Source organism: Streptomyces sp. NBC_01716, from assembly GCF_036248275.1.
Taxonomy (GTDB): Bacteria; Actinomycetota; Actinomycetes; order Streptomycetales; family Streptomycetaceae; genus Streptomyces.
Genome location: NZ_CP109181.1, coordinates 4,113,643 through 4,134,751, shown reverse-complemented (window position 1 = coordinate 4,134,751; position 21,109 = coordinate 4,113,643). Strand labels below are relative to the sequence as shown.

General features: G+C 71.9%; 19 protein-coding genes and 1 pseudogene. 11 read left to right on the top strand and 9 right to left on the bottom strand.

The window, feature by feature from the left end:
• Window positions 1-3 precede the first annotated feature (3 nt).
• The gene (locus OIE74_RS17915; RefSeq protein ID WP_329384546.1) at window positions 4-987 is read right to left on the bottom strand and encodes an ABC transporter substrate-binding protein; all 984 of its coding nucleotides are present in this window, start codon (window positions 985-987) and stop codon (window positions 4-6) included.
• 193 nt (window positions 988-1,180) lie between these two features.
• On the opposite strand from OIE74_RS17915, the gene OIE74_RS17910 reads away from it, so the two are divergent.
• Window positions 1,181-2,602 carry an amino acid permease gene (locus OIE74_RS17910; RefSeq protein WP_329384543.1) on the top strand — a complete coding sequence of 474 codons (1,422 nt, stop codon included), beginning with the start codon at window positions 1,181-1,183 and terminating at the stop codon, window positions 2,600-2,602.
• Between the two features lie 140 nt (window positions 2,603-2,742).
• Window positions 2,743-4,182 carry a MocR-like pyridoxine biosynthesis transcription factor PdxR gene (gene pdxR, locus OIE74_RS17905; RefSeq protein WP_329384540.1) on the top strand — a complete coding sequence of 480 codons (1,440 nt, stop codon included), beginning with the start codon at window positions 2,743-2,745 and terminating at the stop codon, window positions 4,180-4,182.
• A gap of 18 nt (window positions 4,183-4,200) precedes the next feature.
• On the opposite strand, the gene OIE74_RS17900 is transcribed toward pdxR, so the two are convergent.
• A complete protein-coding gene (locus OIE74_RS17900; RefSeq protein ID WP_329384537.1) occupies window positions 4,201-5,187 on the bottom strand; it encodes an aldo/keto reductase in 987 nt (328 codons plus the stop codon).
• 223 nt (window positions 5,188-5,410) lie between these two features.
• On the opposite strand from OIE74_RS17900, the gene OIE74_RS17895 reads away from it, so the two are divergent.
• Window positions 5,411-6,097, top strand: coding sequence for a GOLPH3/VPS74 family protein (locus OIE74_RS17895; protein WP_329384535.1), 687 nt, complete (start codon window positions 5,411-5,413; stop codon window positions 6,095-6,097).
• A 26-nt stretch (window positions 6,098-6,123) separates the two neighbouring features.
• Here OIE74_RS17895 and OIE74_RS17890 read toward each other — a convergent pair whose 3' ends face one another.
• On the bottom strand, window positions 6,124-7,554 hold the full coding sequence (locus OIE74_RS17890; RefSeq protein ID WP_329384532.1) for a hypothetical protein: 1,431 nt from the start codon (window positions 7,552-7,554) through the stop codon (window positions 6,124-6,126).
• A gap of 113 nt (window positions 7,555-7,667) precedes the next feature.
• Here OIE74_RS17890 and OIE74_RS17885 point away from each other — a divergent pair, with 113 nt between their 5' ends.
• The gene (locus tag OIE74_RS17885) at window positions 7,668-9,047 is read left to right on the top strand and encodes a molybdopterin-dependent oxidoreductase (RefSeq protein ID WP_329384529.1); all 1,380 of its coding nucleotides are present in this window, start codon (window positions 7,668-7,670) and stop codon (window positions 9,045-9,047) included.
• 340 nt (window positions 9,048-9,387) lie between these two features.
• Here the strand turns inward: OIE74_RS17885 and OIE74_RS17880 are convergent, their stop codons facing one another.
• From OIE74_RS17880 to OIE74_RS17870, 3 genes are read right to left on the bottom strand one after another with little or no spacing between them, the layout of a single operon-like run.
• Window positions 9,388-10,197 carry a class I SAM-dependent methyltransferase gene (locus tag OIE74_RS17880; RefSeq protein ID WP_329392338.1) on the bottom strand — a complete coding sequence of 270 codons (810 nt, stop codon included), beginning with the start codon at window positions 10,195-10,197 and terminating at the stop codon, window positions 9,388-9,390.
• Window positions 10,198-10,199: 2 nt separating this feature from the next.
• On the bottom strand, window positions 10,200-10,853 hold the full coding sequence (locus OIE74_RS17875) for a TIGR04282 family arsenosugar biosynthesis glycosyltransferase (protein ID WP_329384527.1): 654 nt from the start codon (window positions 10,851-10,853) through the stop codon (window positions 10,200-10,202).
• Window positions 10,850-11,563, bottom strand: a complete 714-nt coding sequence (locus OIE74_RS17870) for a glycosyltransferase family 2 protein (RefSeq protein WP_329384525.1) — start codon at window positions 11,561-11,563, stop codon at window positions 10,850-10,852. Before OIE74_RS17870 ends, OIE74_RS17875 begins: the two co-directional genes overlap by 4 nt.
• Before the next feature lie 123 nt (window positions 11,564-11,686).
• Between OIE74_RS17870 and OIE74_RS17865 the strand changes: the two are divergent.
• The 3 genes and pseudogenes from OIE74_RS17865 to OIE74_RS17855 all read left to right on the top strand — a co-directional run.
• Window positions 11,687-12,395: pseudogene (locus tag OIE74_RS17865) on the top strand (response regulator transcription factor); the annotation flags it as partial.
• A 405-nt stretch (window positions 12,396-12,800) separates the two neighbouring features.
• Window positions 12,801-13,907, top strand: coding sequence for a sensor histidine kinase (locus OIE74_RS17860; RefSeq protein ID WP_329384522.1), 1,107 nt, complete (start codon window positions 12,801-12,803; stop codon window positions 13,905-13,907).
• Between the two features lie 130 nt (window positions 13,908-14,037).
• Complete coding sequence (locus OIE74_RS17855; protein ID WP_329384519.1) at window positions 14,038-14,925, top strand: isocitrate lyase/PEP mutase family protein; 888 nt, start codon at window positions 14,038-14,040, stop codon at window positions 14,923-14,925.
• On the opposite strand, the gene OIE74_RS17850 is transcribed toward OIE74_RS17855, so the two are convergent.
• The gene (locus OIE74_RS17850; protein WP_329384517.1) at window positions 14,884-16,005 is read right to left on the bottom strand and encodes an NAD-dependent epimerase/dehydratase family protein; all 1,122 of its coding nucleotides are present in this window, start codon (window positions 16,003-16,005) and stop codon (window positions 14,884-14,886) included. The two genes, OIE74_RS17855 and OIE74_RS17850, sit on opposite strands and share 42 nt — an antisense overlap.
• Before the next feature lie 126 nt (window positions 16,006-16,131).
• Between OIE74_RS17850 and OIE74_RS17845 the strand changes: the two genes are divergently transcribed.
• Both OIE74_RS17845 and OIE74_RS17840 read left to right on the top strand, forming a co-directional pair.
• On the top strand, window positions 16,132-17,823 hold the full coding sequence (locus OIE74_RS17845) for a tetratricopeptide repeat protein (protein ID WP_329384514.1): 1,692 nt from the start codon (window positions 16,132-16,134) through the stop codon (window positions 17,821-17,823).
• 115 nt (window positions 17,824-17,938) lie between these two features.
• Window positions 17,939-18,280, top strand: a complete 342-nt coding sequence (locus OIE74_RS17840; protein WP_329384513.1) for a DUF5713 family protein — start codon at window positions 17,939-17,941, stop codon at window positions 18,278-18,280.
• Window positions 18,281-18,307: 27 nt separating this feature from the next.
• Here OIE74_RS17840 and OIE74_RS17835 read toward each other — a convergent pair whose 3' ends face one another.
• Window positions 18,308-18,817: a hypothetical protein gene (locus OIE74_RS17835; protein WP_329384510.1), complete on the bottom strand. Its 510-nt coding sequence runs from the start codon at window positions 18,815-18,817 to the stop codon at window positions 18,308-18,310.
• A 183-nt stretch (window positions 18,818-19,000) separates the two neighbouring features.
• Here OIE74_RS17835 and OIE74_RS17830 point away from each other — a divergent pair, with 183 nt between their 5' ends.
• Complete coding sequence (locus OIE74_RS17830) at window positions 19,001-19,282, top strand: type II toxin-antitoxin system Phd/YefM family antitoxin (protein WP_329384508.1); 282 nt, start codon at window positions 19,001-19,003, stop codon at window positions 19,280-19,282.
• Between the two features lie 4 nt (window positions 19,283-19,286).
• Window positions 19,287-19,565, top strand: a complete 279-nt coding sequence (locus tag OIE74_RS17825; RefSeq protein ID WP_329384505.1) for a type II toxin-antitoxin system RelE family toxin — start codon at window positions 19,287-19,289, stop codon at window positions 19,563-19,565.
• A gap of 40 nt (window positions 19,566-19,605) precedes the next feature.
• Here OIE74_RS17825 and OIE74_RS17820 read toward each other — a convergent pair whose 3' ends face one another.
• On the bottom strand, window positions 19,606-20,889 hold the full coding sequence (locus OIE74_RS17820; protein WP_329384502.1) for a CAP domain-containing protein: 1,284 nt from the start codon (window positions 20,887-20,889) through the stop codon (window positions 19,606-19,608).
• Window positions 20,890-21,109 lie beyond the last annotated feature (220 nt).

Here is a 21,109-nt window from a genome sequence, read left to right as displayed (position 1 = left end):
CGATCAGCCCGCGGCCCCGTCGTAGTTCTTCTCGATCTCGTCCAGCACCTGGCCCGCGCCCGTGTAACCGATGCCCAGCATCCAGAGGTTGTCGTCGACCTTGAAGGCCGTCTTGTCCTTCACCGCCGTCAGGTTCTTCCAGAGCGGGCCGCCGAGGATCTCCGTCTCCTTGGCCTTCTTCGCGTCGCCGTAGGTGGAGTAGAAGATGACGTCCGCCTCCGCCTCGTCCATCTTCTCCGGGCTGACGTCGAGCGAGAAGCCGTCCTTGTCCTGGTTGGCCGGGCGGCCCACGGCGAGGTCGCCGAAGACCGAGCCGACGAACGTGTCGTTGAGGTAGAGGCGCGTGTCCGCGCCCTCCACGAAGCGGACGAAGCCGAACGTCGTCTTCTTCGCCTCCGCCGGGCCGCCGAGGGCCGTGGTCAGGGTCTTCACACGGGTGTCGTAGCCGGCGGCGATCGTCTTCGCCTCAGCCGTCTTGCCCAGCGCGTCGGCGTGCAGCTCGAAGTTGGCGCGCCAGTTGGGGCCCGTGGTGTCGGAGAAGACGGTCGGGGCGATCTCGGAGAGCGACTTGTAGTTCTTCTCGTCGCGGACCTTGCTGCTCAGGATCAGGTCGGGCTTCAGGGCGGCGATGGCTTCGAGGTTCGGCTCCGCGATCAGGCCGACGGGCTTGATGTCCTTGAGCTTGTCCTCGGGGAGGTACGTGGAGAACGGCGTGTCCGCGACAGCGGTCGTGGCGCCGACCGGGGTGATCCCGAGCGTGACGGCGGAGTCGAGCGCGTCCGTGTCGAGGACGACGACGCGCTCGGGGTCGTCCTTGACCTTCACCTCGCCCATGGCGGTCCGCACGGAGTGCGTCGCTCCCGACCCGCTCTTGCCCCCGGCCTTGTCCGACGGCTCGTCGCTGTCGCCGCCGCACGCGGAGAGCGAGACGGCGAACGCGGTGACCGCCGCGGCCACGGTGATACGGCGAGTGAGGTGTGTCGACACAGCGCGGAAGCCTCCCTGAGAGCCGCCCGGAGTCTGCCCGGACGCAACTAAGGCGAACCTAATCTCCGTGGCACCGGGCCAACAAGCTCCGGACATCACGGTCCAGTCACAGGGCCCGCACATGTCACATCCTTCCGCCCGCCGCCGGGCATCCGCGACGATGGCGCGTTGCCGTAGCGAGAGGAGTCGCGACATGGCAGGTTTCCGTGCGGGTGAAGGCGTCATGCGCCGTAAACCCATCCACACCATCCAGGACTCCGAAGGCGCGGAGGGCGAACAGCTCACCCGCACCCTCGGGCTCTGGCAGCTCACCGCCATCGGCGTCGGCGGCATCATCGGCGCCGGGATCTTCACGCTCGCCGGGACGATCGCGAACGGCACGGCGGGCCCCGCCGTCCTCGTCTCGTTCCTGATCGCCGGCGTCGCGAGCGCGGCGGCGGCCCTGTCGTACGCGGAGTTCGCCGGGCTCATCCCGAAGGCCGGGTCCGCGTACACGTACGGCTACGCGGTACTCGGCGAGCTCGCCGGCTGGTTCATCGGCTGGGACCTGCTGCTCGAATACACGGCGATCGTCGCCGTCGTCGCGATCGGCATCTCCGGGTACTTCAGCTTCCTCGTCGAGTCGATGGGCGGCGATCTGCCCGCGTGGATGCTGGGCGCGCCCGGTACGGGCGAGGGGCACAAGGTCGACCTGTTCGCCGTCGTGCTCTGCCTGTTCATCGCGTATCTGCTGACGCTCGGCATGCGCAGCGCGGCCCGCTTCGAGATGGTCGTCGTGGTGCTGAAGGTGCTGGTGGTGCTGCTCGTCATCGCGGTCGGCGTCTTCCACATCGATACGAGCAACTACAACCCGTTCTTCCCGTACGGCGTCGGCGGCGCGTTCACCGGCGCGGCGACCGTCTTCTTCGCGGTCTTCGGGTACGACGCGATGAGCACCGCCGCCGAGGAGTCCAAGGACTCGCAGCGCCATATGCCGAAGGCGATCATTTACTCGCTGGCGATCTCGATGGTGCTGTACGTGCTGGCCTGCCTGGTGCTGACCGGCATGCAGAACTTCAAGGACGTCGACAAGGAGAGCGGCTTCTCGACCGCCTTCGCTTCGGTCGGACTTGACGGGATCGCCGACATCATCGCGGTCGGGGCGATCATCGGCATTCTGACTGTCATGTTCACGTTCATGCTCGGAGTCACCAGGGTCTGGTTCTCGATGAGCCGCGACGGGCTGCTGCCGAAGTGGTTCGCCAAGACGCATCCGACGCGGAAGGTCCCGACCCGGGTGACCTGGATCGTCGGGTTCGCGTCGGCGGGTATCGCCGGGTTCGTGAAGATCGGTGAGGCGGCCGAACTGACCAACATCGGGATCCTGTTGGCGTTCGCGGTGGTCTGCACGGCGGTGATCGTGCTGCGTTACCGGCAGCCGGACCTGCCGCGCGGGTTCCGCTGCCCGGGGATGCCGGTGGTGCCCGCGATCGGTGTGGTGGCGTCTCTGTGGCTGATCACGTACTTGCAGTGGCAGACGTGGGTGCGGTTCGGGGTCTGGTTCGCGATCGGGCTCGTCGTGTACTTCGCGTACTCCTACCGGCGTTCGGAGCTGGCGAGAACCCGGAGCTGTTGAAGGGGCCTGGGACGGCGAAAGACCCTGAGCCTGCGGGGGAGTTGGAGTTGGAGTTGGAGTCGGCGGAGGGGCCGGACCCGGTGAAGGGGCCCGAGCCCAAGGCGTGATGGGCTCGCGGGGCGCGTACGTACCATCGCTCCATGGCGCACCCACGCACCGACCCCGCCTGGGGCACCCTTCTCGACCTGGGCGGACGAGCCGCAGGGCCCCTGCACCTGCGGCTCGTCCGGGCCCTCCGGGGGGCCGTCGTCGACGGGCGGATCTCTCCCGGCAGCGCCCTGCCGCCCAGCCGGGCGCTCGCCGCCGATCTCGGCTGCTCCCGGTGGGTGGTGACCGAGGCGTACGGGCAGCTGGTCGCCGAGGGGTACTTCGAGGCGCGCGGCGGATCCGCGACGCGTGTCCGCCAGGCGGCGGCCGGGCGTGCGGCCGGGTTCGGGCGACCGCCCCAACAGGCGCCCTGGCAGCCGGAGTTCGACATGGCGCCCGGGATACCCGACCTCCGTGAGTTCCCCCGTAAACGGTGGGCAGACGCCGTACGGGAGGCGACCGGCACCCTCACCCCTGCCGACTTCGGCCATCCCGACCCGGCGGGCCACCCCGGGCTGCGGCAGCACGTCGCCGCCTATCTCGTACGCGGCCGGGGCGCCGCCCTCGACGCCGGACAACTCGTCGTCTGCGGCGGCACGCTGGACGGCGTGCTCCGGCTGAGCCGCGCCCTGCGCGCCGCCGGGCACACCCACGTGGCCCTGGAGGACCCGGGCTGGTCGCGCCTGCGGACCGCCGTTTCGGCGGCGGGGCTGACGGCCGTCGCCGTCCCCGTGGACGACGAAGGTCTCCGCGTCGACCTGCTGCGACGTGAACCGCGCGTACGGGCGGTGATCGTGGCGCCCGCGCACCAGTTCCCCACCGGCGTCGTGCTGACCCCGCCCCGCCGGGCCGAACTCATCGCCTGGGCAAGGGAGTCGGACGGGCTGATCATGGAGGACGACTACGACGCCGAGTTCCGCTACGACCGCCACCCCGTCGGCACCCTCCAGGGCATGGCGCCGGAACGGGTCGCCCTGATGGGCTCGCTCAGCAAGACGCTGTCGCCCGCGATGCGGATCGGCTGGGCTGTCGTGCCGCCGGACCTGCTGGACGGGCTGTACGCGGCGGACGCCGTCGGGTCGCCGCCGCCCGTGATCGACCAGGCGGCGTTCTCCCGGTTCCTGGAGTCGGGGTCGTACGACAGGCATCTGCGCGCGTCCAGGCTCCGCTACCGGCGGCGCCGCGACAGCCTCCTTACGGAGATCGCCGAACGGCTGCCCGTGCACAGGGTGTCGGGGGCCGCCGCCGGATTCCATCTGCTGCTCCATCTCACGGGGTGCGCGGCCGGGGACGTGGTCGGCGGTGCCGCCCGGCGCGGGGTGCGGCTCGTGGACCTGGCCGAGTACACGGTGGGAGAGGCGGCGGCGGGAGAGGCGGCGGGCCGGGGCGGCGTTCTCGTGATCGGGTACGGCAACCTCGCCGACCCGGCGGTGCCGGAAGCCGTACGGCGGCTGGCCGACGCGATCCGCGAGGCCGGCGGCCCGGCCGGCTGATCAGCCCCACTCCGCAGGTCAGCCCCGCTCCGCCGGTACCCCTGCCGCGTCCAGCCGTGCCCGTACCTCCGCCGGCAGCCGTAGCTCCAACGCGCCGAGCACCTCGTCCAGTTGCGCCACCGAGCTGACCCCCACGATCGGCAGCGCCGCCGGATCCGCCCCCATCAGCCAGGAGAGAACCACCTGGTTGGCGCTCGCCCCCAACTCGTCGGCCACCTCGCGCAGTACGGCGAGACGCGCGGCGGTGCCGGGGTGGTCGTACGCGGCGGGCAGCGGCTTGTCCACGCGGGTGTAGGCGCCCGAGATCAGCGCCGAATAGGTCATCAGCGTCAGCTCGGGCTCGCTGCGCACGTAGTCCAGCAGCTCCGGGGTCACATGCACATGACCCGACTCCGGCAGGCCCGTGTCGAAGCGCGGCTGGAGGTAGGAGTGGCGCTGCTGTACGCAGGTATACGCCGCCCACCCGTTGGCGCGCGAGATGTCCCGCGCCTGCGCGGTGCGCCACGCGGTGTGGTTGGAGGCGCCGATGAGGCCCACCTGACCGCTTGTGACCAGGCCGTCGAGCGCGCCGAGGGTCTCTTCCAGCGGCACGGAACGGTCCTCGATATGGGTCCAGTACAGGTCGATCCGGTCGGTGCCCAGCCGCCGCAGGCTGCCGGCGGCGGCCTTCTCGATCGCGGCGGCCGACAGCCCTTCGGCCGTCTCCAGACCGGTGCCGGGGACGGTGGGGCGGGCCCCGGCCTTGGTCGAGATCAGCACCTCGTCGCGGACGACCCGGCTCGCCGTCCAGCGGCCGACCGCGGTCTCGCTCTCGTCGCCGGTCGCGCCGGGGACCCAGAAGACGTAGTTGTTGGAGGTGTCGATCAGATTGCCGCCGGCCTCGACGAACCGGTCGAGGATCGCGAAGGACGTCTTCTCGTCCACGCTGCTGCCGAAGGGCAGGGCGCCCAGGCACAGTTCGCTGGCCAGGGGCCCGGTCGGCCCGCCGATACGGCGTCGTCGCATGTCGTGACTCCTTGTGATCCAGGGGTGTGTCTCCGTGTTCCGGGCTTCACGCTAGGCGCCGATCGGCATGGTGTACCGGTCCGATCCCCGACGGAAAAACCAGACCGATAAGCCGGACCGATAAACGGGACCGATCGAGAGCCCGGGAGCCGTTCACGTTCCTCACGCGTCTCCTCGGGGAAGACGTGCGATTACCCCCACGGTTCGAGGAGAGACGAGCGTCATGAACTTCGCCCTGAATACGCCGGTCGAGACCACACTGGGAGAACAACTGCTCCTCCTGTCGCTGGACGACGAGTCCGGGGCCGAGAAGCAGGCGGCGAACGTCGCGTACGCCATCGCGGCCGCGTCACTGGTCGAACTGGCGCTGGCGGGCCGCGTCGAGGTGCACGACGACCAGGTCACCGTCCGTGACGCGGCTCCGCTCGGCGATCCCACCCTGGACGCGGCGCTGGCCGACCTCTCCGGTGATCAGAAGCGCAAGCCGCGCAGGACGAAGGAGTGGATCGAGCACCTGAAGAAGGGCGCGGTGGCCGGGACGACCAAGAGTCTCGTGGGCAAGGGCCTGCTCCGCGAGGAGAAGAAGAAGGTGCTCGGTCTCTTCCCCGTACGCCGCTACCCGGAGGCCGACGGCTCGGTGGAGGCGGCGCTGCGGCAGCGGCTGGACGAGGTCGTGATGCGCGGGGCTGATCCGGACGAGCGTACGGCGAGTCTGGTGGCGCTGCTGCACGGGGCGAAGCTGCACGGACTGCTGTACCAGAAGCCGCAGTTGGCGACCGCCAGGACGAACATGGAGAAGATCGCGCACGGACAGTGGGCGGGGCCGGCGGTGCGCCAGGCGGTCAAGGCGGCGGAGGACGCGCTGACGGCGATCGTCGTGGTGACGGTGGTGACGACGACTGTTCTGTAGTCGACAGGAAGTGGTCCGACGCGGGCTCACCAGCCGGTGAAAACCAGGTGGTTGACCAGCAGAGCGACGACCGCCTGCCCGGCCAGCCAGCCCCGCCGGTGGCCGGGCAGCAGGGCGGTGGCGGGGAGCAGCCACAGCATGAACGGCAGCCAGATGCGTTCCGTCTCCGCCTTGCTCATGCCGGACAGGTCGGCCGCGACGATCGCGAGCAGGGCCGCCAGTACGAGAACGGCGAGGCGGAGAGCGGGAGTTGACGGTGTCCGGCCCGGGAGCAGTTCCCGTACGGCGCGGGGCGCGAGTGCCAGGACCCGGCCGAGGCCGGCGACCGTGGCGAGGCCGACAGCCAGGGTTGTCGCGGCGAGGTTCGCCCAGACCCAGTACCAGTACGGGCGAATGCCACCGGCGCCCTGGTAGTAGCGCACCACCAACTCCTGGTACGCCTCCCACCAGTTGAACCCCGCGAGCGTGAACGCCACCGGCACCACCAGAGTGCCGAGCAGCACCAGCGGCAGCGGGCGCGCGGTGCGGGCCAGCACGAGGACCCCGAGGCCGGGGAGCGCCATCAGGGTCAGGCCGTAGGAGAGGTAGCAGGTGAATCCGTACAGCAGCCCGGCGCCCAGCGCCGCCGCCGCGGGGAAGCGCACCGTACGGGTCGCGGCGAGTGCGAGCAGGGCGAGCGACCAGGCGGCCACGCCCGCGAAGTAGCCGTCGGCCGATGTGCCCATCCAGACGGCGGCCGGGGCCAGCGCCAGGAACGGCACCGCTCGGCGCGCCGTCCGCTCGTCGGTGAGGGCGCGGAGCGTGACGAGTACGGCGGCCACGGCCGAGCCGCCGATCACGACGCACCAGACCCCGGCCCACGAACCGCCGCCGAGGCCGATCCTGTCGAGCCAGACGAAGGTGAGGGTGGCGCCCGGCGGATGGCCCGCGACATGGGCGGGCCAGTTGCCGGGGTCACCGATCACGATGTGGTCGGAGAAACCGCGCAGCGTCGCTCCGATGTCGGAGAAGCGGTCGATGACGGTGAGGTACTCGTTCTTGGTGGTGAGCCGGCGCGCCACGCCCCAGTGCCAGCCGTCGATGAGCGCCAGCGAGAACGTCCACGCCAGCGCGGCTGCCCAGGTGGTGACGAGGAGCGCGCGCCACGGCAGCCGGGCGGCGAGGCCGGGGCCGTACGCGATGATCAGGACGGCGACGGCGAGCGCGGCGGGGGTACCGGGGCCGGTCCGGGGGTCCCAGGTGCCGAGCAGGGGCGGCCAGTTGACCCGGAGGCTGCCGTCGGAGCGCTGGATCGAGGTGCCGACGAGCGCGGCGGTGATGACGAGGGCGGCGCCGGCGGAGGCCGCGAGGAGATCCCGGCGGCGGGGGCGGCCCGTGCGTGCGCCGGGGACCTCGCCGGGTTGTCCGGGGGCGTGCGGGCGTTCGTCGGTGGGCTGTCCGCGTTCGTCGGTCTTCACTCCGGCACGGTAAGCAGCGGGCGTCGGGTTCCGTTGGTACGGCGGGGCCACGTCACCGTTTCGTCAGAAGTCGTACCACGTCCGGGGCGGGTGCGCGGGCATACGGTCGCCGCATGGATCACCCCCCTCCGCCCTCGAAGCCGTCTTCGGCGCGGTCATCGCGTCGTCTGCCTCCGCTGCCGTCGGATCCCGGTTTCTGGCGCAGCCCCGTGCGCGGGGTCCGGTTCACGGCGGCGCTCGGGCTCGTCCTGCTGGTCGGGCTCACGCTGCTGTTCGTGACGGGCCTGCTGTCGTACGCGGCGTACAACCCGGATCTCGCGTCCGTCAACGACAAGACGCCGGACCGGGGGTGGCTGGGCTTCTACCTCTTCGACTGGCCCACGCACCCGTACTGGCTCTACCGCCTCACGCAGGGATTCCATGTCACCGTCGGCGTCGCGCTGATCCCGGTGCTGCTGGCGAAGCTCTGGTCGGTGATCCCGAGGTTCTTCGCACTGCCCCCGGTCACGTCGCTCGCGCACGCGCTGGAGCGGCTTTCGCTGGTGCTGCTGGTGGGGGGTGCGCTGTTCGAGTTCGTCACCGGGGTGCTCAACGTCCAGTTGGACTACATCTTTCCGGGGTCCTTCTACCGGCTGCACTTCTACGGGGCGTGGGTGTTCTTCGGGGGGTTCGTGGCCCATGCGGCGCTGAAGATGCCGAAGGCGCTGCGGGTGATCCGGAGCGGGGAGCTTCGCTCGGGGGATGCGCGTGCCGGTGCCGGACCGGTGGCCGGTGCCGGACCCGGTGCCGGTGCCGGACCCGGTGGCGGGGCGGGTGCGCGTGCCGGCGCCGCCTTCGCCGACGACGATCTGGCGTCGCCGACGCCCGCCGCGCCGACCATCTCCCGGCGCGGAGCCTTCGCCCTCGTCGGCACCGGCTCGCTCTTCATGCTGCTCACGACGGCGGGCCGGAGCATCGACGGCCCGCTGCGCCGTACCGCGCTGCTCGCCCCGCACGGCTGGGAGGACCCGGGCGGCGGCCCGGACGGCTTCCAGATCAACAAGACCGCCGCATCCGTCGGGGTCAGGGCGGCCGACACGACGGACACCTGGCGGCTGACCGTCAGCGGCCCGGCCGGAGACGTCCATCTCTCGCGCGCCCAGCTCCTCGCCATGACCCAGCACACCTCGGAGCTGCCGATCGCCTGTGTGGAGGGCTGGTCGACGTCGAACCAGTCCTGGCGCGGCGTACGCCTGCGCGACCTCGCCGCGCTCGCCGGATATCCGGACAGCCCGCCGGGGGTGTTCGTGGAGTCCCTCCAGCGCGCCGGTGCCTTCCGCTCGGGCGCGCTGCGCGACAACCAGGTGCGGGACGGCCGTTCACTGCTGGCGCTGCGCGTCAACGGCGCGGACCTGTCGCTCGATCACGGTTTCCCGGCGCGGATCATCGTCCCGGCCGCGCCCGGGGTGCTCAACACGAAGTGGGTCGCCAAGCTGACGTTCGGAGCGGTCTGATGCGCACGGGTGAACGGGGCGGTCTCGCCCCCAAGTACCGGTCCCTGGTGGGCAGTCCGTTCCAGATCGTGCTGCTGCTCGGCACCCTCGCGTTCGCGGGCTATGTGGGCGTACGGCTCCTGAAGGGCGACACGTTCATGATCGTGGTGTGGTTCGTCGGCGCCGCCCTCGTGCACGACCTCGTCCTGCTGCCGGTCTACAGCGCGGCCGACCGTGCGGTGATCGCCGCGCTCGGGCCGTCCCGGCGCCGGATGGTGAACTTCGTACGCGTACCGGCCTTCCTGTCCCTGCTGCTCCTGCTGGTGTGGTTCCCGCTGATCACGGGGCGGGTGCGGCGGCGCTACGAGCTGTACGCGGGCCTGTCGTCGGATGGGTTCCTGGAGCGCTGGCTGCTGGTCACCGCCGCGCTGTTCGTGTGCTCGGCGCTCTGCCTGGTGACGCGGGCGCTGCTGCGGCGCAGGGCCACGAAGGGGCGGCCGTCGGCCTCCCACTGATCGACGGGGAGCCAGCCGAGGGCGCGCGCGTGGCGGAGCAGGGCGGGGGTGCCGAGCCGGGCCCACGGGAAGTGCGAGCCCGCGGCGCCCGGTTGGGGCAGCCGTCCGTCGTCCACCCGTACGTGGACGCGCTCGTCGATGTCCACGGGCGCGGTCTCGGCGATGATCAGCCCGCCGTGCGCGAGCAGTCCGGCGGCCCGGCGGAGCAGACCGGCCGGGTCGCCGCCGATGCCGATGTTGCCGTCGACGAGCAGGACGGTGCCCCAACGCCCCTCGCCGGGAAGGGGATCGAAGACGGAGCGGCGCAGGGCGGTGCCGCCGTGGCGCAGCGTACGTTCGACGGCCGCCGCGCTGAGGTCGACGCCGAGCGCGCGCTGTCCGCGGGCCGCGAGGGCGGCGACGAGGCGGCCGGGGCCGCAGCCGATGTCCAGGACGGAGCCTTCGCAACGGTGCAGGGCGGAGAGGTCGGCGGCGTCGGCGCGTGAGCACCAGCGTTCGACGTCGAGGGGCAGCAGCCAGCCGTCCGTACGGCGCAGGAAGAGCGGGCCGCGGCCGGCGCGGAGGGCGTCGGCGTAGGGGTCGTCGCTCCAGGCGGCGGACTCGGTGTCGGTGTTCGCGTCGGTGCTCGCGTCGGTGCCGGTCGTCGTCTGGGTCATGCTCATCGGGCGCCCACCGGGGTCAGCCGGCGGAGAGTGGCCGCGAACCGTCCGTGCGGGGCGAGCGCCGCGACGTACTCCGCGTCGGCCGCCGTGTCCACGTCGCGCAGCGGCGGCAGATCGCGCACGGTGAGCCCGGCGTCGACGAGCCGGCGGCGCTGTACGGCGCCGGTCTCCGGTACGGACATGGGCACTCCGCGGATCAGGTCCGGCGGCGCGGATTCGGGCGCGGCGAGGCCGAGCGCCCAGAAGCCGCCGTCGTCGGCGGGCCCGAACCAGGCGTCGCAGCGGGGTGAAGCGGTGGGGCCGAGAGCGGGGGCGAGGAGGGCGGGGGTGAGTTGCGGGGTGTCCATGCCGACGAGGAGCGTCGGCCCCGTACACCGCTCGAAGGCGGCGGCCAGCCGCTCGTCCAGCCCGCCCGCGCTCTGCGGCACCACCTCGATACCGGGCGGGAGCCAGGGCCCCGGGCGGCCTTCGAGGACGAGGACGCGGCGGCGGGCGGGGACGGCGAGGACGGTCCGCAGGGTGTCGGCGAGCGCGGCTTCGGCGAGGAGGGCGGCCTCGGTGGGGCTGAAGGGCGGGGTGAGACGGGTCTTGACGCGGCCGGGGAGGGGTTCCTTGGCGATGACGAGGAGGGTGGTGTCCGGTGAGCTCACTTGGCGGCCTCCGCGTGGGCCGTGTCCTTCGCGTGGGTGGGCGGCTGCCGCAGTACGGCGCGCATGTCGCGTACGGCGTGCCAGGTGCCCCGCCAGGTGCCGGTGACCTTGGACTTCCCCGTACGCGGCCGGTACGGCACGTCGGTCTCGGCCACCCTCAGTCCGGCGTCGGCGGCGCGCACCACCATCTCCAGCGGGTAGCCGCTGCGCCGGTCGGTGAGGCCGAGCGCCAGCAGGTCCGCGCGGCGCGCGGCGCGCAGGGGGCCGAGGTCGCGCAGCCGTACGCCGGTACGGCGGCGCAGCATCCGGGACAGGGCGAGATTCCCGGCACGGGCGTGCGCGGGCCAGGCACCGCGGCCCTGCGGGCGACGCCGGCCGAGCATCAAGTCGGTCTGCCCGAGGGCGACTTGGCGTACGAGGCGGGGGAGGAGACCGGGGTCGAGGGAACCGTCGCAGTCGCAGAAGCAGACGTACTCGGCGTCCGCCGCGAGAAGGCCCGCGTGGCAGGCGGCACCGAACCCGCGCCGCTCCTCGTGCACGACGGTCGCGCCGAGCGAGCGCGCGATGTCCGCCGAACCGTCCGTGGAGCCGTTGTCGACGACGATCGCGCGCCAGCCGACGGGGATGTGTTCCAGTACCCAGGGCAGGGCGGCCGCCTCGTCGAGGCAGGGCAGGACGACATCGGCGGTGAGGTCAGCGAAGTGGGTCACGGCGCTCACCCTACGGATCGTAAAGCGGCATTCCGGACTTCTGGACCTTACGAAACACGGACGTCCGGCTGTCGAGGGCGCTCGCCGGGACCGGTGCGGGCGGCGGAGTGCGAAGGTGGACGTATGCAGAACAATCCCCTGGGGCCGGCCCACGTGCTCGTGGTCGACGACGACCCGACCGTGGCGGAGGTCGTCGCCGGCTATCTCCAACGGGCCGGCCATGACGTCGGTCGCGCGGCCGACGGCCCGTCCGCGCTCGCGCACTTCGCACACCGGCGCCCGGACCTGGTCGTCCTGGACCTGATGCTGCCCGGTATGGACGGGTTCGAGGTCTGCCGCCGGATGCGTGAACAGGGCGGACCGGTACCGGTGATCATGCTGACGGCGCGCGGGGACGAGGAGGACCGCGTGCTGGGTCTTGAGACGGGCGCGGACGACTACGTCACCAAGCCGTTCAGCCCAAGGGAGTTGGTGCTGCGGGTGGAGTCGGTACTGCGCCGGGCGCGCGTCGCGCCGCCCGCGCCGGGTTCGTCCCCCGCGGCGGAAGTGCTGCGCACGGCGACGCTCACCCTGGACCCGACGGCCCGCCGCGCCACCCGCGAGGGCGCCGAACTCCCCCTGACGCTACGCGAGTTCGACCTGCTGGCGTTCTTCCTGCGGCACCCGGGGCGGGCGTTCTCGCGGGAGGAGCTGATGAGCGAGGTCTGGGGCTGGGACTTCGGCGACCTCTCCACTGTCACGGTCCATGTCCGCCGCCTGCGCGCCAAAATCGAACCGGACCCGGCCCGCCCGAGCCTGATCCAGACGGTGTGGGGGGTGGGCTACCGCATGTCGGAGCCGGACGCGTCCACCGGGCCGGGTGGTGGCGGGACACCTCCGCCACCGCCCGTACCGGGCGGGGGCCCTGGGCCGTCGGCGACTTCGGGCGCGGGAGCGGCAGGCGCTTTCCCGGGCCTTCCGGTCGCGCCCACCGAGCCGAGCGGACCGGTCACGTCGCCGACGGGGGCAATCGCCCCCGGGCCGACGGCTTTCGGCCCGGCCACCGCCGAGCCGGCTGCCGACGGGCGCGCCGTCCGGGGCCTTCCGGACGGCGCCATCCGGCCCGGCGGACCCGCGACGTCGGCGACTTCGGCCGCCGGAGGGGGCGACGTCCGCGCTCTCCCGGACGCGCCCGCCCGGCCCGCCACCTCGGCGGCCGGCCCGGCCACCCCCTCCCACACCCAAGGGCCCCGCTGCCATGAGTGACATGCTGCTCATCGCCCTCTTCGCGTTTCTCGGGGCCGCCGTCGCCGGGCTTCTCGGGGCGCTCGTTCTGCGGATCCTCCGGCGGCGGTCGCTCGTCGTGTCCGTCGCCGTCGTCGCGGGCGTCGGCGTGACCGCCATGCTCGCCGGGACCCTTGCCGTCGCCTGGGCCATGTTCCTGTCTCCGCACGATCTGAGCGTCGTGACCACCGTCGTCGCGATGGCCGCCGTCGTCTCCCTCCTCACCGCCGTCGTCCTCGGGCGGTGGATGGTCGCCCGCAGCAAGGATCTGACCCTGGCCGCCCGGTCGTTCGGCGACGGCGGGGTCTTCGCCGCGCCCGTCGAGCCCGCCACCGCCGAACTCGCCGCGCTCACCCGCGAGTTGGCCGCCACCAGCGCCAAGCTCGACAGTTCGCGTGAGCGTGAGCGCGCGCTGGAGACCTCGCGGCGTGAGCTCGTCGCGTGGATCTCGCACGACCTGCGGACCCCCCTCGCCGGTCTCCGCGCCATGTCGGAGGCGCTGGAGGACGGCATGGCCGTCGACTCCCCGCGCTATCTGCGGCAGATACGTACCGAGGTCGAGCGCATGAACGACATGGTCGGCGACCTCTTCGAACTCTCCCGGATCCACGCGGGATCCCTCACCCTGACCCCGACCCGGATCTCCGTGTACGACCTGGTCGGCGACGCCCTGGCCGGTGCCGACCCCCTCGCGCGCGAGTTGGGCGTACGGCTCGTGGGGGAGCGGATAGACGCCGTGCCGGTGGAGGTCGACAGCAGGGAGATGAGCCGCGTCCTGGGCAATCTGCTGGTCAACGCCATCCGCCGGACCCCGGCCGACGGTACGGTCGCCGTCGCCGCGCGTCACTCCGGGGGCGGGGTGGTGCTCTCGGTGACCGACGGCTGCGGCGGAATCCCGGAGGAGGATCTGCCGCGCGTGTTCGACACGGGCTGGCGCGGCAGCGACGCGCGTACGCCACCGGCCGGGGCGGGCCTGGGCCTCGCGATCGTGCGCGGCATCGTGGAGGCGCACGCGGGCCGCGCGGCTGTCCGCAACGTCACGGGCGGCTGCTGCTTCGAGGTGACGCTCCCGGCGGTCTGACCCGGCCGGGGCGCGCTCGACGCCGTACACCTGCCCGGCGTCCACCGGATCCGCGCAGAAGAAACATTCCTCCATCGCCCCGGGCTCGCAGAAGACGCGGAGGGGCGGGAGCGCTCCGTACCGTGCCTGTATGACCTCCGCGACTTCCCCCACCGGCCGGCCCGGCTTCCGTGAACTGCACCACCAGCGCCTGCCCCTGGTCCTCCCCAACGCCTGGGACGTCCCCTCGGCCCTCGCCTTCGCCGACGCCGGGTTCGCCGCAGTCGGCACGACCAGTTTCGGGATCGCCTCCGGGCTCGGCCGCCCGGACGGCGGCGGGGCGACGCGCGGGGCGAATCTCGCCCTGGCCCGCGCGCTGGCCCCGCTGCCCGTGCACGTCAGCGTGGACATCGAGGACGGGTACTCCGACGATCCGGACGAGGTCGCCGCGTACGTCTGGGCGCTCGCGGCCGCACGCGACGGCTCACGCGATACCTCCCGCGATACCTCCCGCGATACCTCACGCGACGTCTCACACGCCGGCACCGGCGTCGCCGGCGTCAACATCGAGGACAGTACCGCCGAGGCCCTGATCGACCCCGCCACGCACGCCGCGAAGGTCGCCGCTGTGAAAGGCCGTTGCCCGGAGGTGTTCGTCAACGCGCGTATCGACACGTACTGGCTGGACCAGGACGCCGGACTCGCCGCCACCCTCGATCGCGCCGCGCGCTACGTCGAGGCGGGCGCGGACGGTGTGTTCGTCCCCGGCGCGACGGACCCGGCCGTGCTGCGCGAACTGGCCGGGGCCGTCCCCGTCCCCCTCAACGTCCTCCCGATCCCGGGGCTTTCAGTCGCCGAGCTGGGGGAACTGGGCGTACGCCGTGTGAGTACGGGCTCCCTGCCCTACCGCGCCGCACTCCACGCGGCGGTGCGGGTCGCGGAGACGGTACGGGGCACCGGCACCGGCACGCTCCCCGAGGCGACGCCGTATCCGGAGCTACAGGCGCGGCTCATCGACTACGCGTCCCGCCTCATGTAGCGGCTCACCCCCTGGCCGCTTCCCCGGCTCACGCAGCGGCGCCGTCGCGAACTCCGTCATGCCCTCCGCGAACCCCACCTCCGGCTTCCAGTCCAGCTCCTCGCGCAACGCCCGTGAATCGGCGGTGACATGGCGTACGTCCCCGAGCCGGTACTCACCGGTGACGACCGGCGCCGGCCCGCCGTGCGCCGACGCCAGCGCGGCGGCCATCTCGCCGATGGTGTGCGGCTCGCCGCTGCCGGTGTTGTACGCGGCGAAGCCGGAGCACTCGGCCTCCGACACCGCGTCGAGCGCCGCCGCGTTGGCCGCGGCCACGTCCCGTACATGCACGAAGTCCCGGCGCTGGCCGCCGTCCTCGTACACACGCGGCGCCTCGCCGCGCGCCAGCGCGGAGCGGAAGAAGGAGGCGACCCCCGCGTACGGGGTGTCGCGGGGCATCCCCGGCCCGTAGACGTTGTGGTACCGCAGGGACACCGCGCACCCGCCCGTGGCGCGGGCCCACGACGACGCCAGATGCTCCTGCGTGAGCTTCGTCGCGGCGTACACGTTACGGGGATCGGCGGGCGCGTCCTCCGCCACCAGGCCGGGCGTCAACTCCGCGCCGCAGGCAGGGCAGTTGGGTTCGAACCGTCCCGCGTCGAGATCGGCGGCGGCCCGCGGCCCCGGCCGGACCACACCGTGGCGCGGGCAGTCGTAACGCCCCTCGCCGTACACGACCATCGACCCGGCGAGCACCAGCGAACGCACGCCCGCGTCGGCCATGGCAGCGAGCAGCACCGCCGTACCGAGGTCGTTGCACCCCACGTACGCGGGCGCGTCGGCGAAGTCCTTGCCGAGCCCGACCATGGCGGCCTGATGGCACACGGCGTCGACCCCGTCGAGCGCGCCGCCGACCGCGTCCCGGTCCCGTACGTCCCCGACGACCAGCCGTTCCCCGTCCCGCATCGGCCGGGCCGGGGCCCCGCCGTGCGCGGAGGGCAGCAGCGCGTCGTACACGACCACTTCGTGGCCGCGTGAGACGAGGGTGCCCGCGATCTCCGACCCGATGAACCCGGCTCCGCCGGTGACAAGTACACGCATGGAGCCCACGCTAGGCGCGCGATCACGGAGCGGTCAGGACCCGCCACGGCATGTCACGGGACCGTAAGATCACGCCCGCGCCGGACAGGACCTCGCCGTACCACCCACCCTTTGAAGGAGACACCCATGGAGCGCAAGGAGTACACGGAGTACTTCGACCTCGGGACTCTCACGCGGCCCGTGTCGACGCGTTCGTCCGACGCGCAGCGCTGGTTCGACCGGGGGCTGGCGTGGACGTACGCGTTCAACCACGAAGAGGCCGTCAGCTGCTTCGAGGAAGCGGTGGCCGCCGATCCCGACTGCGCGATGGCGCACTGGGGGATCGCGTACGCGCTGGGGCCCAACTACAACAAGCCGTGGGACTCGTTCGACCCGCTCGACCTGGAGCGGACCGTCCGCAGGACCCATGCCGCCGTGGAGCGGGCGCGCGCCTGCGCCGACGCGGATGCGACACCGACCGAGCGCGCCCTGATCGGGGCGCTGCTCGCCCGCTACCCGCAGTCGGAGGCTCCGGCGGACTGCACGGTCTGGAACCTTCCGTACGCCGAGGCCATGCGCGGCGTCCATGAACTCGCGCCCGACGACGTCGACATCGCCACGCTCTACGCCGACGCGCTGATGAACCTCACCCCCTGGCGGCTCTGGGACCTGCGCACGGGCGAGCCCGCCGCCGGTGCCCGCACGCTGGAGGCGAAGGCGGTCCTCGACCGGGCGCTGCTGAGCGACGCAGGGGCCGACCACCCGGGCGCCCTGCATCTGTACATCCATCTGATGGAGATGTCGCCGACGCCGGAGGACGCTCTGGTGGTCGCCGACCGGCTGCGCGGATCGATGCCCGACGCGGGGCACCTGCACCACATGCCGTCGCATCTCGACGTGCTGTGCGGCGATTACCGGCGGGTCGTGTCGGCCAACAGCGAAGCCATCAGGGCCGACGAGAAGTACCGGCTGCGGGCCGGCGCGATGAACTTCTACACGCTCTACCGCTCGCACAACTACCACTTCAAGATCTACGGCGCGATGTTCCTGGGACAGTCGGTGACCGCCCTGGAGACCGCCGCCCAGCTCGAAGCCTCCATCCCCGATGAACTGCTGCGCGTGCAGAGCCCGCCCATGGCGGACTGGCTCGAAGCCTTCCTGGCCATGCGCGTGCATGTGCTGATCCGGTTCGGCCGGTGGGCGGACATCCTCGCTCTGCCGCTGCCGGCCGACGCCGATCTGTACCGCGTCACCACCGCGATGATCCGTTACGCCCGGGGAGTGGCGTACTCGGCGACCGGCCGGATTCCCGAGGCCGAGGCCGAGCGCGGGGCCTTCCATCTCGCCGTCGGGCGGGTGCCCGAGAGCCGGATGCTGTTCAACAACACCTGCCAGGACATCCTCGCCGTCGCCTCGGCGATGCTCGACGGCGAACTGCACTACCGCAAGGGCGAGTACGACCAGGCCTTCGCCTCGCTGGAGCACTCGATCGAGCTCGACGACAGCCTGCCCTTCGACGAGCCCTGGGGCTGGATGCAGCCGACCCGGCACGCGTACGGGGCGCTGCTCCTCGAACAGGGCCGGGTCGCGGAGGCCGAAGCCGTGTACCGGGCGGATCTCGGGCTCGACAACACGCTCCCGAGACCCTCCCGGCACCCCGGGAACGTGTGGGCGCTGCACGGGTTCCACGAATGCCTCGTACGGCTCGGAAAGACGGGTGAGGCACAGATCGTGGCCCACCAGCTCACGGTCGCCACGGCGCTCGCGGACGTACCGGTCGACGCGTCGTGCTTCTGCCGCCTCGCCACGGCGGCCCCGTCGGACGACTGCTGCTCCTGATCCACTTCCCGGGAGAACCGCGGGTGCCGCGCCGGTGAACTCCCTGCTCACGCCCCGTTGTCAGACCCGTGGTGCAGGATCGGCGCATCGGTACTCCGAGGGGAATGGGAAGTCCATGTCGATCACCAACCAGCAGGTGGCGGGGCATGCGTTTCTGAGGGCGCTGTATCCGGACGAGTACTTCCCGGATCCGCTCCTCGACAAAGGGCGGGACATCCTGCTGCGCCTGTGCGAGCGGATCGAGGCGGAGCGGCCGGCTGATCTGGCGGCGCTGTATGTGCTCGGCGAGGCGGCGACGGAAGAGTTCAACCGGCTTCAGGAGGAGTTCTGGGCCGCGGGAAGTGAGATCGAGACCATGGCGCGTGACGAGATAGCCAGGGACTTCCAGTTCGTGGCATCGGCCTACGGCTTCGCGGACGCGGACCTGGAGGAGCTGCTCGCCGAACGGGACTGGTGACGGCGCCCGGTCGGGCGCCCGGGGTGGTCAGTCGACCTTCCAGACGATGTCCCCGCTGCGGCCGGGCGAGTACGTCACCGTGCCGATGACCGGGCCCTGTTGTGAGATCTCGATGACGAGGTATCCCTCGGCGCTCTCACCGGGCTTGAGCCGTACGACGCCGGGAAGCGCGGGGCCCTGGACGGGCTCGAAGCCGGTGGCGGTCGTGCCGAAGGGCTCCTCTCCCTCCCGGGGTCCGATGTCCGTCCGGTACTGGGGACGTTCCTCGATGTCCTTCGACCCGACATTCTCGAACTCCAGCTCCAGCGCGGCCCAGAACCGCCCTTCGTGGAGGCGTGTCAGTTCGCCGGGCTTCATCTCGGCGGGCGCGGTCACGCCCTTCAGCGTGTACGCGGCCTTGCCGCCGCCCTCCAACTCCCGTGTGACGGTGGCCCCGACGACCAACGGCGGTTCCTCACCGTCGTCGGAACAGCCGGTGGCCCCGGTGCCCAGGAGCAGGGCTGTGGCAAGGCACAGCGTGGCGGTCGTACCGCGCATGGAATCCCCCGTGTGGTGCGTCCCTGTCGGGCTCGGTCCGACCGGGCGACCCAGCCCGGCCACCCGATAGGTGTCCCGAGCACCTTTTCATATCGGGGTATGTCGTCGGCGCTGCCGGGCGCCGGGCTGGCAGCTCCCCCGATGCGACAGGTGTAGTAGATGTACATCTGTTACATTGGCTGTATGAGTGAGCCGGTGATCGAATCCATGGCAGATGTCAGAAGCCACCTTGCTGATGTGATCGACCGTGCCCGACGCGAAGACACCCCGACGATCATCACGCGACGTGGCAAGCAGGAAGCCGTCGTGATCGACATCGAGGAGTACCAGCGCCTGCGCGATCTGGCGGAGCGGGCGGAGGAGTCCTGGCTCAACCGCCTCGCTGATGAAGCCGAATCCGAAGGAGTGGAAGGGTCGATCTCCCTCGAAGAGATGGCCGCCCAGCTCCGTACCCACAAGGCCTGATCCTGTGGGGTACGTCACGAGGTTCACCCCGCACGCCCAAAGGGACATGCTCAAGATCCCCCGCCCCGATGCTCTGCGGATCCTCCACCGCCTCACCGAACTTCAGAAGGCCATGGATGCGGGGGACACGGCGGCCCTCGACATCAAGGCCCTTCAGGGGCACAACGCCCGCTGGCGGCTGAGGGTGGGGGACTACCGCGTCGTCTACACCGTCGAGGACGGCCAACTGATCGTGTGGGTCATGACCGTCGGCAACCGTCGGGATGTGTACCGCAGCCTGTGAAGTCCCGCTTCGGCGGTGCCACGCGTGTACGGTCGGTGCGCTACCCCGCCATGCCGAACAGCTGCGTCCAGTACGTCCCCCTCTCGCCGCCTCCACGGAAGCCGACGCCTATGTGTGTGAAGTCCGGCTTGAGGATGTTGGCCCGGTGTCCGGGGCTGTCCATCCAGCCCCGGACCACCTCGGCCGGTGAGCGCTGACCGCAGGCGATGTTCTCGCCTATGCCCCGGTGCGTGCAGCCGGCGGCGACCGCCCGGTCCCGCGGCTGCCGGCCGTCGAGGCCGGTGTGGGAGTAGAAGCCCCGTGCGACCATGTCGTCGCTGTGCGCCTGTGCGGCGGTGGTCAGCCGGGGGTCGCCGGCCAGCGGGCGCAGGCCGGCGGACCCGCGCTCCGCGTTCGTGAGCGCGACGACGTCGGACACGAAGGACGCGAGGCCGTGCGGGGTCAGCGGGCCGGCCCACACCGCCGTCCAGAAGATGTCGCCACCGGGAGCCGGGGCATGGGCGACACCCACGTCCGAGAGGGCGGGGTCGCGCACCGTACGGCCCATGCGCGCGTCGGAGAGGCAGTACGAGAGGAAGTCGGCCTCCGTACGAGGACCGGAGACCAGCTGCTCGGCGACCGTCAGGTACGCGTACCCCTGGGCCGTGACCCGCTGGTGGAGGGACGTTCCCGACCGGCCGGGCGCGGACCCGAGCCGGCCGTCGGCCGCCATGGCGGTGCAGTGCGCCTGGGCCGCTGCCGTGAGACGGGCGTCGGCCGTGACGGGCGGCGCGCCGGACCGTGCGCGTTCGGCGTTGACCAGGGAGGTGAAACCGTCGTCGGGCGTGGGGTCGTCCTCGGCCACCTCGATGCCGAAGTCGCGGGCTATCCCGGCCAGCCCGTCCACGTAACCCTGGCCAAGGGCCCGTAGCTTCCAGCCGCCGCCCCGGCGGTATATCTCCGCGAGCAGCAGCACGCTCTCGTGCGTCGGGCGCGGTGGTGTGAACCGGGCGAGCGTCCTGCCTCCGCTCCCCGTCCCCGCCAGCGTCACGGTCAGCATCGGCACCGGCAGCAGGCCGAGCGGGACCGCCGGGTCGGCCGCGCTCACCACCACCGTGACCCGGCTCGCCCCAGCGCGCAGCCGCCCCACATCCACCGTGACCGTGCCGTCCCGCAGCCGCGCGCCGGGCGCCGACGGCTGGTTGTAGAAGACGAAGTCCCCGTCGCCCGAGACCTTGCCGTCCTCACCCGTGACCAGCACGGACAGGTCGAAGGGCCCCGGCACCCGGATCGCGAGCGCGCCCCCGGGCAAGGGCACGTTCCCTCCGGCGATCAGATCGAGCATCGCGCCACCCTCCTTCCCCTCTTGTTCCGGATCGTGTTCCGGACAGTCCGTTCGATGGGAGAACGGCCGGTGCGAGCCGCCGGGTTCCCCCACCGCCCGTCGTGGCTACCACTCGCCAATTCGCGCACTCCGGGAACTCGGGCCCGCCACGCCGCGACAACTCAGAGGGACGCGGACGGGACGCACGCAGACACACAGACGTGGAGGCCGATGTGACACG